A 15149-nucleotide genomic window follows, 5' to 3' on the forward strand; every position below is an offset into this window, starting at 1 on the left:
GTCTTTGGATTGTTGATCAAGACGCAGTGGTTGAGTAGGCTCTACTACGCTGATTTCATCAGCTTTTACAGCCCTACTCAACTGTGCGGAGGTGGGACGACGAAATCGAATTCTAACGAATGACCGATTTCTGTCCCACTCTCTTTTTATGACTTCACTCATTTCCATGGTATAATGGGAGGACTATTCATAGAGAAGATCAAAAGGAGACAAGAGTGGATCAAAAACATCACTGCCAAGTCCTATGGGCGAAAAATAAATACCTGGTGCTGAGTCGTTCTAGTAATATCTACAAGGAAATTCGGGAATACCTCAAGCAAGACCGGGTAGAGGTCAGCCAGGTTGAGGGCTTGATCCAGCAAGCGCTGGCTTTACCGGAAAATCGTGGCCAGGTCTCCAATGCCTTCCAGCATATCTGGGGCTATTTCAAAAAGCAGGCGACTGCAGAGGAAAAGGCGGACTTCATGTTGTTACTTGAGAAGTACCAGCATGGCCAAGCTAGCCAAGAGGACCTTATCAAGGGGATCCAAAATCTCCTTGAGCGCTACCCTAATCGCTATTTACAAGATTCGACGCTACTAGGAGGCCAATAGATGAGACTTTGGCACCAAGACTTGATTCCCAAACTCCCACGCCCCCAGCTCCTGGGCCAACACCGAGAATGCTGCGCTCTGAGAGGCAATGGCTGGGGCAAGAAGCATGCGACGGTCAACTATGTCTTTGACTACTCGCCTTATCGCCTCTATGCCTATCACCGCCTGATCATGGAGGAGATGACCGCTAGAGGATACAAGGTCAGCCCAGAGTGGTGGGAGCCGACCTACCGAGGCAAGACCTGCCCAGCCTATCCAGAATTGGAAAAGGAAGCTTTGAACACCCCCATCTATCCCGAGCACCAGGCTACTTACCTCCAAGAATGCCTGGAGAATCTGACAGAAAAAGGGATTCAATTAGACTAATTATTGATTAAGTAAAAATGTAAGTTAAACCATTCGTAATCAAATTATTACTAATGGTTTTTAGTATCTGAAATATGATAAAATAGAAAGGATAATACATTAATTAAGGAAAGTAAAAATGGCAAATAAAGAAAGTGCAGAGCGTAAGGAGCTTCATCGAAAAATATGGGCGATTGCGGACGATGTTCGTGGAGCTGTTGACGGTTGGGATTTCAAGCAGTACATACTGGGAATTCTTTTCTATCGCTTTATTTCTGAGCACATGGCAGACTATTTTGATCATGCTGAGCATGAGGCTGGAGATATAGAATTTCGTTATGCTGATTTGAGTGATCAAGAAGCTGAGCGAGATTTCAAACCAGGGACAGTTGAGGATAAGGGGTTCTTTATTCTTCCAAGTCAATTGTTTAAGAATGTCGTCAAGAATGCTTCACAAAATGAAAATTTAAACGAAGATTTAGCTAAGATATTCCAAGATATTGAGAAGTCGGCGATTGGATTCAAGTCTGAGGATGATATCAAAGGTTTATTTGATAACTTGGACACACGAAGTAACATTCTTGGTGGAACTGTTCCAGAGAAAAATAAACGTCTTTCTGATATTCTTAATGGTATCAATAGCATTAACTTTGGCAACTTTGAGGAAAATGACATTGATGCCTTTGGGGATGCTTATGAGTTCTTGATTTCCAACTATGCGAGTAATGCTGGTAAAAGTGGTGGTGAATTCTTCACTCCTCAGACAGTTTCTAAATTACTTGCTCGTTTGGTGATGGTTGGTAAGGATAAGATTAACAAGGTCTACGACCCAACATGTGGGTCGGGCTCTCTCTTGTTACAGATGAAAAAACAATACGAAGACCATATTTTGGAGGATGGTTTCTTTGGTCAAGAAATCAATATGACCAACTACAACTTGGCTCGTATGAATATGTTCTTGCACAATATCAACTACAATAACTTCGATATTAAGCGAGGAGACACCCTTTTAAATCCTCAACATTTGGATGAAAAACCGTTTGATGCGATTGTTTCAAACCCTCCTTACTCTGTCAAATGGGTGGGAGATGGAGACCCAACTCTCATCAACGATGACCGTTTTGCACCAGCTGGTAAACTAGCTCCTAAGTCAAAAGCTGACTTTGCCTTTATCATGCATAGTCTCAACCACTTGTCTAACAGAGGTCGAGCAGCCATTGTATGTTTCCCAGGCATTTTTTATCGAGGAGGTGCTGAGAAGACCATTCGTCAGTATCTAGTAGATAACAACTTTGTTGAAGCAGTGATTGCTCTGCCTGATAATCTCTTCTTTGGAACCTCTATCGCAACCACGATTTTAGTGTTGGCGAAGAATAAACTAGAAAATAAAACACTTTTTATCGATGCGAGTAAGGAGTTCAAAAAAGAGACCAATAACAATGTCTTGACGGATGACAATATCGACCATATCGTTGAATTATTTACTAATTATCAAAGTGTAGACTACAAAGCAGCTCTTGTTGATAATGAAGTGATAGGTTCAGAGCAGGATTACAACCTTTCTGTCTCTACCTATGTTGAACAAGAAGATACACGTGAGAAGATTGATATTAATGAGCTTAATAAAGAAATCGCTGAGACTGTTGCTAAAATTGACCACTTGCGTGCAGAGATAGATAAGATTGTAGAGGAACTAGGAGGTAAATTATGAACATCCTAGAAGAAATTCAAAACTGCCCCGTTAAGTGGAAAGAGCTAGGGGAAGTGTGCGAAATTGTCAGAGGAAATGGGTTACAGAAAAAAGATTTTGTAGATGAAGGCATACCTTGTATTCATTATGGACAAATATATACATATTACAGTAGTTATGTATATAAAACGAAATCATTTGTCTCTATTTCTTTGTCTGAAAAGTTGAAAAAAGCACAAACTGGCGATATTATTGTAGCGACAACTAGTGAAAATATAGAAGATGTAGGAAAATCTATTGTTTGGTTGGGAGATGGTGATGTATGCATTGGAGGTCATTCTTGTATAATAAAAACGAATGAAAATCCAAAGTATATAAACTATTATATGCAATCTATTTTCTTTCAAAAACAGAAAGAAAAACAAGTAATTGGCACTAAAGTTATAGAGCTTTATCCTAAAAATCTATCAAAGATTAAAATCCCAATTCCTCCTCTAGAAATTCAAGAAAAAATCGTGCAGATACTTGACAAAATGACTGAGTATGTTACAGAATTGACCTCAGAATTGACCTCAGAATTGACCTCACGTAAAAAGCAATATTCTTATTATCGAGATAAACTCTTATCATTTGAGGATGAGGTATACCAGGTTGAGTGGAAGACTCTAGGAGAAGTGGCTAGATTTAATTATGGCTATACTGATAAAGCGAAAGAGACGGGAGATATTAGATTTATTCGAATTACTGATATTGATGAAAATGGTTATCTCAAGTCGAATGATAAAAAGTATATTTCTTTAACCGAAGAATCTAGAAACTATCTAGTAAAACATGGTGACTTATTGATGGCTAGAACGGGTGCTACTTATGGTAAAACTTTATTTATTGATACTGCTGAAACTAGCGCGTATGCCTCTTTCTTAATAAAAATTACTCCATCAGAGAAGTTAAATTCGAGATACTATTGGCACTTTTCAAAGAGTGAATTGTACTGGAAACAGGCTAATAATTTGGTTTCAAAGGCAGGTCAGCCCCAGTTTAATGCGAATAGTTTGAAAAATGTAAAAATCCCAATACCTTCTTTAGAAATCCAGTCTCGTATTGTTCAAGTTCTGGACAACTTTGATATGGTTTGTAACGACTTAAATATTGGACTGCCTAAGGAGATTGAGCTACGTCAAAAACAGTACGAATATTTCCGAGAAAAACTCTTGACATTCGTCGCCGAAGGCGAGTACACTGACAGTACAGTACAGTACAGACAAGACATCATTAGGCTCTTAAATTGGGTATTTGGTCCAATTCGGGTGAAGTTAGGACAAGTCATCAGTTTACAACGTGGGAAGCGTCTTGTTAGAAATCAGCTAACTACTTCAGGAAGTTTTCCAGTTTATCAAAACAGTTTGACGCCTTTGGGATATTATACCGAAGCAAACAGAGTGAAAAATACTAGTTTTGTGATTTGTGCAGGAGCGGCTGGTGAAATAGGATATTGTGATACGGACTTTTGGGCAGCAGATGATGTGTACACATTAGAGACGTCAGATAATATTTCTGATAAATTTATGTACTATGTCTTGTTAAGTAAGCAAGATAGACTCAAATCGCAAGTTCGAAAGGCAAGTATTCCGAGATTATCTAAGGATGCTATTGATAAAATGACTTTTTACTTACCATCCATTACAGAACAAGAAAGAATTGTCTCCATTCTTGACCATTTCAACACCTTAACTAACTCTCTTTCTGAGGGCCTTCCAAAAGAAATCGAACTAAGACAGAAACAGTATGAATACTGGCGAGAACAATTATTAACCTTTACTAGATAAAGTCTTTAATCAATGTGAGATTGAATCTCAATTAAAACAAAAAAGGAACATACCATGGTTGATTATTCAAAAGTACATGAAGTAATTGCGGAAACAAATGAAGGGATTCTCTTGGCTGAGTATCAACCAGAGTATCGCACGGATCGAGAATATCAGTCAGAGGCTGATTTAGAAAATCAGTTGATTTCTGATTTGGTGAATCATCTCAACTATGAACGCTTAAATATTCATACACCTGAAGAGCTCTTAGCAAATGCCAAGATGCAAATTGAAAAACTTAATAAGGTGACTTTTTCGAATGCTGAGTGGGATCGCTTTGTAGTAGAGTATTTAGACTGCCCCAATGAAGGATTAGTTGAAAAAACTCGAAAAATTCAAGAAAATTTTATCTATGACTTTGTCTTTGATGATGGACGAATTAAGAATATTTTTATCATTGATAAGAAAAATATTCATAACAATAGTATGCAAGTCATCAACCAAGTGACTCAGATGGGAAGTCACACTAATCGATATGATGTAACCATCTTAGTTAACGGTCTTCCCTTAGTTCAGATTGAATTGAAAAGACGCGGGGTTAGTCTAAAAGAAGCTTTTGAACAAATCCATAGATATAGTAAGGAAAGCTTCAATAGTGAAAATTCTTTATACAAATACATTCAAATTTTTGTCATTTCTAATGGAACTTATACACGCTACTTTGCAAATACGACAGCTCAAAATAAAAATCATTATGAATTCACCTGTGAATGGGCAGACCGTAAAAATAAAACCATTCACGATTTAGAAGACTTTACTGTCACTTTCTTGAGTAAGCGAGTCCTCTTGGAAGTCTTGACCAAGTATTGTGTCTTTGATGCGGATAATACCTTACTCATCATGCGCCCATATCAGATAGCTGCAACAGAGAGTATTTTACGAAAGATTCATTCCACAAATGAAATGAAGAATTTCGGTACGATTAATGCTTGTGGCTATATCTGGCATACGACAGGTTCAGGGAAAACTTTGACCAGCTTTAAGACCGCTCGTTTAGCAACGGAGTTGGACTATATTAATAAAGTGATTTTTGTGGTGGATAGAAAAGACCTTGACTATCAAACCATGAAGGAATATCAAAAATTCCAACCAAATTCAGTCAATGGTAGTAACAATACAAAAGAACTCCAACGTAGTATTGAAGAAAATGATGATCGAATTGTTGTCACAACCATTCAAAAGTTAAATAAATTCATCACTGCGAATCCAAACCATGAAATCTATAGTAAAAAATGTGTTTTAATCTTTGATGAATGTCATCGCTCTCAGTTTGGGAAAGCACAAAAACGGCTTAAAAAAGCTTTTAAACAGTATGCCTTATTTGGATTTACTGGGACTCCGATTTTCCCAGAAAATAGCTTAACGGGAGAAACAACACAAGAGGTTTTTGGCGAACAACTTCATAACTACGTTATTACAGATGCTATCCGAGATAAAAAAGTGTTGAAATTCAAGGTTGACTATAACTATATCAAACCTGAAATAAATAAGTATAGAGAAGCGGAAAAAGCAGTCGGCCGAGAGCTTGATGAGAAGAAGCTCAAAAAGATGGAGAAGGAACTCCTTTTGCATCCAGAACGGATAGCAACTATCACAGAGTACCTTTTGAGAGTTTATAATGATAAGACGCATCGAAATCAACACTATACTCATAAACAAAAACAACTGTCTGGATTTAATGCCATGCTGGCTGTACAAAGTATTGAAGCCGCGAAATTATACTATGAAGAACTTCAGAGACAACAAGCAGAAATACCAGAAGCTAAGCGTTTGAAGGTCGCGACTATTTTTAGCTTTGCGCCTAATGAAGAACAGTCAGCTTATGGCGAGATTCAAGATGAAGAGCTAGATCCTCAAGATGCAACTATGCCTCTTTCATCTAAAGAGTTTCTTTCTAAGGCAATCCACGACTATAATCAAATGTTCAAGACCAACTTTTCGACTGATGGGAAAGAGTTTCAAAATTACTATCGTGACCTTTCTAAAAGAGTAAAGTCCAAGGAAGTGGATTTGCTGATTGTAGTGGGTATGTTCTTGACAGGATTTGATGCTCCAACCATGAATACTCTCTTTGTTGATAAAAATCTACGTTATCATGGTTTGATTCAGGCTTTTTCTAGAACCAATCGAATTTTTAACAAGGTTAAACCATTTGGGAATATCGTATGTTTCCGTGATTTAGAAAAGGCCACTCAAGAAGCTATTAAAACCTTTGGGGATACCAATAAACTTGATATTATCTTAGAAAAAAGTTTTAGCGAATACATGGATGGTTTCGTGGATCAGGTAACGGGTGTTAAGGTCAAAGGTTATACAGAAGTCTGTCAGGAAATTCTGGAAAGATTCCCTAATCCACAAGAAATTGAAACAGAGCATGATAAAAAAGAATTTGTTAAGTTATTCGGTGAGTTTCTGAAGCTTGATAACGTCCTTCGAAATTATGATGAATTTCAAGAAACCGACAAGCCTATTTCGGAAGGGTATCTCCAAGATTTAAGAAGTTCTTATGTAGAAATTCGAGATGAATTCTTAAACCTTAAAAATTATGAAAGAACAAAAGACTTAGGTGTTGACCTTTCAGATATTGAATTTGAGATTGAACTCTTAAAAACAGATGAGATTAATCTAGACTATATCCTTGCTTTGATTGTCGAAAAATCGAAGAACTCTGAGTCTAAAGAAGCAATGAAAGCTGAAGTTAGCCGTGTCATCCGCTCAAGTATTGATATTCGTGCTAAGGAAGAGTTGGTTATTGGGTTCATTAGTGATACTGATTTAGCGAGTCTGAAAGACCATGATGAGATTATCAATGCCTTCTATGCTTATGGTAAAGAACGTAAAGCAGTCGCTATTCGTGAATTGGCAGAGTCTGAAAAGCTTGTAAAAGATTATCAATTATTCATTGATCGATCTATTCAACGAGGTTATGCTGAGAATAGTGGAGCTGAGTTGGATTCGATTATTCCACCAACTTCTCGTAGACAAGGAGCTCGTGAACGTAAGAAACAAGATATCCTTCATAAAATTCAAAACCTGGTTGATATTTATTCTGGAATCTAATTGATTATTAATCATTAACTATTTGTACTAAAAGCTTCTTGGATGAAAATTTGAGTGAAGTTTATTCTCCTTTGTTAATAATTACAGTTATCTTATATCCACTTGGTTAACTTCTTACCCTCCTTAGTTTTCTAAGGAGGGTTTTTTGTCGAGTTATTTTTCTTGCTTCTTTGAAAAAAGAGTGTATAATGATGTAATATAAAATGTTACAACAAAACAAAAACGAAAAGGAGAAAACTATGGCCTACGCCTACAATAGCAAGATTTACTTGGCAGAAGCTGTGCTCAATGTGAAGGATTTGGCGCGCCAGACTGCTTTTTACACCCAAATTTTGGGCTTAGAGATGTTGTCTCAGTCGGAGAAGGAGGTCCTCCTTGGGGCTGGGGGCAAGTCCTTGGTCCATCTCATCCAAACGGACCGGTCTGAATCTGTTAGAGCTAGCTATGGTCTCTATCACATGGCCATTCTCCTACCTAGTCGAGAGGACTTGGCGGATGTCTTCAAGCATATTGCTGAGCTGGACTATCCCTTTGTCGGGGCTGCGGACCATGGCTACAGTGAAGCCCTCTATCTCGAGGACCCAGAGGGCAATGGTATCGAGCTCTACCGGGATAAGCCAGTGGCGGACTGGGATATCCGTGAGGATGGTCGCATCATCGGGGTGACAGAGGAACTCTCTGCTCAAGAAATCTATGAAATGGGGCGCAAAGTAGTGCCCTTCCAGATAGCGTCCGATACCCGCATGGGACATATCCACCTCTCCGTAAGGGATAGTCGAGTAGCGTCAGCCTTTTACCAAAAGGTGCTGGCATTATCGGATAAGTTTACTCTTCCATCAGCCAGCTGGATCGCTTCGGGTGACTACCACCATCACTTGGCAGTCAATGAGTGGGGTGGCAAGCACTTGGCCAAACGAGAAGCCCAGCTTCCTGGACTTGCCTATTACGTCATCCAAGTAGAAAAGAAAAAAGACTTGGTTGCCATTGCAGAGCGAGCAAAAGAGCAGGAGGCACCTGTCAACTGGTTGACCTCAAGCGAGCTCGAGTTTACAGACCCAGATGGGATTGTAACACGTGTCAGAAAGGGTTAGAAAGCTTGATAAATCTGTCTTTTTGAGAGAAAAAATAAAAAAATAGTAAGAATTAGTAATATTCAAGATGTAATTCTTGACTTTATACCTGGGTCGTGTAGAATAGTAATTGTAATAAATGATATTACAACAGAAAGAAGAAACATCTATGAAAAACATTTTATTTATCGTCGGATCTCTTCGTCAAGAATCATTCAACCAACAAATGGCTGAGAAAGCAGAAAGCCTTCTTGAAGGAAAAGCAACAGTGACGTACTTGGACTACAAGGACATCCCGATGATGAACCAAGATTTGGAAACGCCAACTTTGCCAGCGGTGCAAGCAGCGCGTGATGCAGTCCTTGCTGCGGACGCCATCTGGATCTTCTCACCAGTCTATAACTTTGCCATTCCAGGTGTGGTGAAAAACTTGATCGACTGGCTCAGCCGTGCCCTTGATCTTTCAGAAACTCGTGGCCCATCTGCTCTTCAAGACAAGATCGTAACAGTCTCTTCAGTTGCTAATGCTGGACACGAGCCAATGTTTGCAGCCTACCAAGCCCTCTTACCATTCGTTCGTACCCAAGTAGTGGGAGACTTCACAGGAACAACCGTTAACCCAGAAGCCTGGGCAACAGGCGAATTGGTCTTGACAGACGAAGCAATCGCAGGCTTAGAAAAACAAGCCCAAGCTTTATTGGAAGCATAAGAAAAGAGAGTGGGACAGAAATCGGTAATTCGTTAGAATTCGATTTCGTCGTCCCACCTCCGCACAGTTGAGTAGAGCTGTATAAGCTGATGTGATCAGCGTAGTAGAGCCCACTCAACCACTGCGTCTTGCTCGACAATCCAAAGACAATTGAGAGGCTAGGATTTTTGTCCCAGCCTCTTAGAATGTAGAGAAACTACTTTTTACGTAAACTATCTAGATGATTCTTCAATATAATGACTTCTATTTTTAGTCATTTAAGAAGATCTAAAACTTTCCGCTGTGTGCAAAGTACCTGAAACACAATTGTTTCAGGCACTCGGGAGTTTTGGAACCTTAGGTCCAAAACTAAGTCATGGAACTTCTATGAAGTTCGCTGACGTCCGTACTCACCTAAGGAAAGTTTTTTTGAAGATTTTATCTTCAAAAGCTGAGACTGCTGTCTCAGCTTTTTTAAATACTAAACAATTGTCCGAAGAGATAGGTTACACCCATGGTAAGTAGTCCAATGACCAAGTTACGGATCATGGCTTGCTTGGTTGGGGCTTTTCCTAGCTTGGCGCTGGTGTAGCCAGTAAAGAGAAGGGAAAGGGCTACGATGATCACCGTTGCGGGAATTCGGATTTCTTTGGGAAAGAGAAGGATGGACAGCATGGGAGGAAGAGATCCGAGGACAAAGGCAACAAAGCTAGACATAGCCGCATGCCATGGATTGGTAAACTCTTCAAACTCTAGGCCATACTTTTCTTCCACCAAGGCCTTGAGAGGGTGTTTGAGAAAGGCCCGCTCGGTCATGATTTGAGCAGCTGTTTCGCATTCCCCATTTTGAATATAGGCTGCGTAGAGGGAGTCGCGTGCAGCTTTTGGATCGCGGTCCAAAAGGGCTTGTTCTCGACTCACAGCAGCTTCTTCTGTATCCTTTTGAGTTGATACAGACACGTATTCACCACCTGCCATAGAGAAGGCACCAGCTAGAATTGCAGAAAGGCCAGATAGAAAGATGATCCAGAGGTTACTGGTCGCACTGGCAACCCCAATGACAACTCCAGCGATTGAGATAATGCCATCATTGGCACCGAGCACTCCAGCCCGTAAGATATTTAAGCGGTCGTTAAAAGAGGCATCAACCCCATGTTTTGTTTCAGTCATACTTGTCTCCTGATTTCTTATTTAGAATGATTATAATTAAATATTTATCAGTTTGCAAGTCTTTTGTCCCAAATGATAAAAGTCCGACAATTTAAGAAAAGTCTAATGACCATTTAATCCTGAGTTAATCCTAAGGTAAGAGAGGGAAATATAGATATTATAGTGTTTTGACATTCGAAATGATTTTAGATATAATTTACAAAAGCAAAAATATTTATAGGAGAGAACCATGAAAAAATTAGTCGCAAGTGGAATCACTTTGCTTTCAGTCTTGACCTTGGTCGCATGTTCGGGAAATCAAACTGCAAAACCAGAGTCTTCTTCAGAGAAATCTTCTAGCAAGGTGGAAAAGAAATCTTCTTCCTCTAAGAAAACTTCCTCATCTAAGAAGAAATCATTTTCATCAAAGAAATTTGAGTTGACGGATGATACAAGTAGCTCTTCCAGCCAGTCTTCATCAGGCTCTGGCGCTCAAGCAACAGCTCCAGAAGTTGTTTTGGTGACAGATCAAGAAATTGAAAATGCGAAAACAATCGGTGATATCAAGGGTCTTTATGCAAAACTAGCTGAAAATTATAAGAAGCATGCCAATGAATTGGGAGAAAAGTTGCCAAAATCTGAACAAGAATCTTACTTTAAGACCTTGGAACCTGGTATCAAAAAGATGGATGAAGAGTTGGCTTCTGTGAATGAAACACTGACTCAATTTGGAGATGATACAACGCTTTTCCCAGAAGAGCACCGTGCAGCCTTTATTGAGGCCTTCAAAGCAACCCGTGATACGATGACAAATGCTTTGGTAACTGCTTATAAGTTTGTTGGAGGTTTGACTAGCTAAACCCCTATCTTCTCTGTGGGAACTTAGTTTCTGCAGTTATAGATTGAATCAAAATCGAAATGAATAAAAGAGTGAGAGGCTGGGACAAAAGTCCTAGCCTCTCAATTGACTTTGGATTGTCGAGCAAGACGCAGTGGTTGAGTGGGCTCTACTACGCTGATTTCATCAGCTTTTACAGCCCTACTCAACTGTGCGGAGGTGGGACGACGAAATCGAATTCTAACGAATTACCGATTTCTGTCCCACTCTCTGACTCTTTTTTGCTGTCTTGCTTTGCTAGTCTTTTAAAGGCAGTCGTGCTATAATCGTACTAGCAGATTATTGAAGGAGAAGTTCATGAATCAAACAGTCGAATATCTAAAAGAACTCACAGCTATTGCATCACCGACAGGCTTTACAGAAGAAGTGGCAGCCTATTTGTTGAAAACCTTGACAGAGATGGGCTACAGTCCGATCCGTACAGCCAAGGGTGGGGTAACAGTTGTCCTCAAGGGTGAAAATGACGAACAACACCGCTATATCACAGCCCATGTGGATACGCTTGGAGCGATCGTGCGGGCAGTGAAGCCAGATGGCCGTCTCAAACTGGATCGCATCGGTGGCTTCCCTTGGAACATGATCGAAGGGGAAAACTGTACTGTCCATGTAGCCAATACTGGTAAGACCCACTCGGGTACTATCCTTGTCCACCAAACCTCTTGCCATGTTTATAAGGATGCGGGAACCGTGGAGCGGACTCAGGACAATATGGAAGTGCGCTTGGATGAAAAAGTAACCAATGAAAAAGAAACGCGTGACTTGGGGATTGAAGTGGGAGACTTTATCAGTTTTGATGCTCGGACCATTGTCACGGATACAGGCTTTATCAAGTCTCGTCACTTGGATGACAAGGTCAGCGCTGCTATCTTGCTCAACCTCTTGCGCGTCTACAAGGAAGAAGGCGTGACTCTTCCAGTGACGACACACTTTGCCTTTTCTGTCTTTGAAGAAGTAGGGCATGGCGCTAACTCTAGCATCCCGGCTCAAGCTGTCGAATACTTGGCGGTGGACATGGGGGCGATGGGAGATGACCAGCAGACAGACGAATACACGGTTTCTATCTGTGTCAAAGATGCTTCGGGTCCTTACCACTATGGTTTCCGCCAGCACTTGGTAGCCTTGGCCAAGGAGCAAAACATCCCTTACAAACTGGACATCTATCCTTTCTATGGCTCTGATGCCTCCGCAGCCATGAGTGCAGGAGCAGAAGTCAAGCATGGTCTTCTCGGAGCAGGGATCGAGTCTAGCCACTCCTATGAGCGGACCCATGTGGATTCTGTGGTAGCGACGGAACGCATGGTCGATGCCTATCTCAAGAGTGACTTGGTGAAATAAGGGTTATTTTCAAATTTAAAACTCGGATTGAATCTGCCTGGTCAAGCCGACTGGGCAGATTTTTTAGGATAAACTGTCAAAAAATTCTTGACAAGCCAAAAAATTGTAGTAAAATATGTAGTAAATCAGAAAGTAACTAGTCTAAGATTTTCAGGGAGCCTGCGGGTATTGTGAGCAGGTAGTCGGAGTTAGTGAACATTGGGCTGATTGTTTAGAGTAGGAGAAGATAACACATATTCTTCTCGGTAGGCACCCCTTATCGTGCAACTCCTTGTTAGAGGAGATAGAGATAATGGTCGCTTTCTACCCTTTTTGACCATTAACTGAGGTGGTACCGTGTTAAATCCGATTTAATGCCCTCACAGAGTTTTACTCTGTGAGGTTTTTTGTATTCTTTTGAAGTTGGTCTAGTTGTTAACTTTGAAGAGTATTGGATGTGATTGGATCAGGACTTGCATCGCTTCGTCCTTAGGAAAAGAAAGGAATTCCTATGAAAAAAATTTTACCAGCTGATACCTTAACCCCCATCCTAGCCTACATGCGTGTCCAAGGAGACCATAAGGTCATCCTTGAGTCTATCCCGCGTGAGAAGGAGAATGCCCGCTTTTCTATCGTGGCTTACAATCCAGTCTTTGAGGTGACCTATCAGGATGGGATCCTATATGAGAATGGCAAGGTGCTGGAGCAAGATCCTTTTGACTACCTCCATCAGGTAACGGTCAAGGGGCTGACATCTGATCTTCCTTTTGCCGGTGGAGCTATCGGTTTTGCGGGCTATGATATGATCGGAGTCTATGAGGAGATTGGAAGGATTCCTCAGGATACCATCGGGACACCAGACATGCATTTCTTCATCTACGAATCCTATTTGATCTTTGACCACAAGAAGGAAAAAGTCTATGTGGTGGAGGACAATATCTACTCTGGTCGGAGCAATGATGCAGTCCGCCAATCACTGGGGAAAGTGGTGACTGATCTACAAACTCAAGCACCAAATGAGTTCACCCCTCAGGCCTTGCAGGCCCTGCACTTCAGCAACCACATCGAAAAAGAAGTCTTTATGGAGATGGTGGCCAAGGCCAAGAAGCTGATCCGAGAAGGCGATATGTTCCAGTGTGTCCTCAGTCAACGCTTCTCAGCAGACTTCGAAGGAGATCCCTTGGATTATTACCGAAATTTACGTGTGACCAACCCATCCAACTATCTTTATTTCTACGACTTTGGAGACTACCAGATCATTGGGGCTAGTCCGGAAAGCCTGGTATCGGTGAAAAAAGGAGAGGTGACGACTAATCCAATCGCAGGTACTCGACCACGTGGGACGACGGAGGAAGAGGATCAAGCCCTGGCTCATGAACTCCTCCACGATATCAAGGAAACAGCCGAGCACCGCATGCTGGTGGATCTGGGACGCAATGATATCGGGAAAATCGCCCAAAACGGGACGGTCGAAGTGACCAAGTATATGGAAGTGGAGTACTTCCGTTATGTCATGCATCTGACCAGTGTGGTCAAGGGGCAACTCCTGCCTCACCTAACAGCCTTAGATGCTTTGAAAGCTACACTACCAGCGGGAACAGTCTCTGGAGCTCCTAAGATTCGGGCCATGCGTCGGATCTATGAGTTGGAAGAGGAAAAACGTGGGGTCTATGCGGGTGCGATCGGCTACCTCTCCGCTACAGGGGATATGGACTTTGCCATTGCCATCCGGACCATGATCCTCAAAAATCAAAAGGCCTATGTCCAGGCAGGAGCAGGGATCGTCTATGACAGTGTTCCGGAGAATGAATTTTACGAAACGATTAACAAGGCAAAATCAATGACTAGAATAGGAGATGTTCAATGATTTTATTAGTGGATAATTATGATTCCTTCACCTATAATTTGGCCCAATACCTGGGGACATTTACAGAGGTTGAGGTCTTGCGAAATGATGATGAGCGCTTGTATGAGCAGGCGGAGTTGGCAGATGCCCTTGTCTTCTCTCCAGGTCCAGGCTGGCCGGCAGATGCTGGGAAAATGGAAGCCATGATCAAGGACTTTGCAGCTAAAAAACCTATGTTAGGGATTTGCTTGGGTCACCAGGCCCTGGCTGAAACCTTTGGTGGCAAGTTGCGCTTGGCTAAGAATGTCATGCATGGGAAACAAAGTCAAATCACCTTTAAAACACCTTCACCAATTTTTAAGGATATTGACAATGAAGTACCCATCATGCGTTACCATTCAATCGTCGTTGATCAACTGCCAGAAGAATTTGAGGTCACGGCCATTACTACGGACGACCAAGAAATCATGGCCATTCAACACAAGAGTCTGCCTATCTACGGCCTTCAATACCATCCGGAGAGTATCGGTAGTCCAGATGGCCTAAAAATGATCGAAAATTTTGTGAAGCTAGTCCTAGACTAGACCGGCAGTGCTAAGCAGATAGAATACCGAATAAACGTTTAGAAAAG

General features: G+C 41.2%; 12 protein-coding genes. 11 read left to right on the forward strand and 1 reads right to left on the reverse strand.

The annotated features are described in order from the left end of the window. Positions 1-215: 215 nt before the first annotated feature. The 7 genes from LXO72_RS01735 to LXO72_RS01765 all read left to right on the forward strand — a co-directional run bounded on the left by LXO72_RS01735 (position 216) and on the right by LXO72_RS01765 (position 9332). Positions 216-593, forward strand: a complete 378-nt coding sequence (locus LXO72_RS01735; RefSeq protein WP_123159057.1) for a YbgA family protein — start codon at positions 216-218, stop codon at positions 591-593. Next, a complete protein-coding gene (locus LXO72_RS01740) occupies positions 594-959 on the forward strand; it encodes a TIGR02328 family protein (protein WP_123159058.1) in 366 nt (121 codons plus the stop codon). A 118-nt stretch (positions 960-1077) separates the two neighbouring features. After that, the gene (locus LXO72_RS01745) at positions 1078-2649 is read left to right on the forward strand and encodes a type I restriction-modification system subunit M (RefSeq protein ID WP_123159059.1); all 1572 of its coding nucleotides are present in this window, start codon (positions 1078-1080) and stop codon (positions 2647-2649) included. After that, positions 2646-4454 carry a restriction endonuclease subunit S gene (locus LXO72_RS01750; protein ID WP_123159060.1) on the forward strand — a complete coding sequence of 603 codons (1809 nt, stop codon included), beginning with the start codon at positions 2646-2648 and terminating at the stop codon, positions 4452-4454. Before LXO72_RS01745 ends, LXO72_RS01750 begins: the two co-directional genes overlap by 4 nt. A 54-nt stretch (positions 4455-4508) precedes the next feature. Further along, on the forward strand, positions 4509-7553 hold the full coding sequence (locus LXO72_RS01755) for a type I restriction endonuclease subunit R (protein WP_123159061.1): 3045 nt from the start codon (positions 4509-4511) through the stop codon (positions 7551-7553). A 239-nt stretch (positions 7554-7792) separates the two neighbouring features. After that, the gene (locus LXO72_RS01760; RefSeq protein WP_233331328.1) at positions 7793-8644 is read left to right on the forward strand and encodes a VOC family protein; all 852 of its coding nucleotides are present in this window, start codon (positions 7793-7795) and stop codon (positions 8642-8644) included. A gap of 148 nt (positions 8645-8792) precedes the next feature. After that, positions 8793-9332, forward strand: a complete 540-nt coding sequence (locus tag LXO72_RS01765; RefSeq protein ID WP_233331329.1) for an NADPH-dependent FMN reductase — start codon at positions 8793-8795, stop codon at positions 9330-9332. A 453-nt stretch (positions 9333-9785) separates the two neighbouring features. On the opposite strand, the gene LXO72_RS01770 is transcribed toward LXO72_RS01765, so the two are convergent. Beyond that, positions 9786-10481, reverse strand: a complete 696-nt coding sequence (locus tag LXO72_RS01770; protein WP_117744435.1) for a VIT1/CCC1 transporter family protein — start codon at positions 10479-10481, stop codon at positions 9786-9788. Positions 10482-10710: 229 nt separating this feature from the next. Between LXO72_RS01770 and LXO72_RS01775 the strand changes: the two genes are divergently transcribed. The 4 genes from LXO72_RS01775 to LXO72_RS01790 all read left to right on the forward strand — a co-directional run bounded on the left by LXO72_RS01775 (position 10711) and on the right by LXO72_RS01790 (position 15102). Further along, complete coding sequence (locus LXO72_RS01775; RefSeq protein WP_233331330.1) at positions 10711-11319, forward strand: hypothetical protein; 609 nt, start codon at positions 10711-10713, stop codon at positions 11317-11319. A gap of 336 nt (positions 11320-11655) precedes the next feature. Further along, the gene (locus LXO72_RS01780; RefSeq protein ID WP_233331331.1) at positions 11656-12693 is read left to right on the forward strand and encodes a M42 family metallopeptidase; all 1038 of its coding nucleotides are present in this window, start codon (positions 11656-11658) and stop codon (positions 12691-12693) included. 490 nt (positions 12694-13183) lie between these two features. After that, positions 13184-14539, forward strand: a complete 1356-nt coding sequence (trpE, locus tag LXO72_RS01785) for an anthranilate synthase component I (RefSeq protein WP_233331332.1) — start codon at positions 13184-13186, stop codon at positions 14537-14539. Continuing rightward, positions 14536-15102, forward strand: a complete 567-nt coding sequence (locus tag LXO72_RS01790) for an aminodeoxychorismate/anthranilate synthase component II (RefSeq protein ID WP_233331333.1) — start codon at positions 14536-14538, stop codon at positions 15100-15102. Before trpE ends, LXO72_RS01790 begins: the two co-directional genes overlap by 4 nt. The last annotated feature ends 47 nt before the right edge of the window (positions 15103-15149 follow it).

The sequence above is a fragment of the Streptococcus sp. XMC genome, from assembly GCF_021341835.1.
Taxonomy (GTDB): domain Bacteria; phylum Bacillota; class Bacilli; order Lactobacillales; family Streptococcaceae; genus Streptococcus.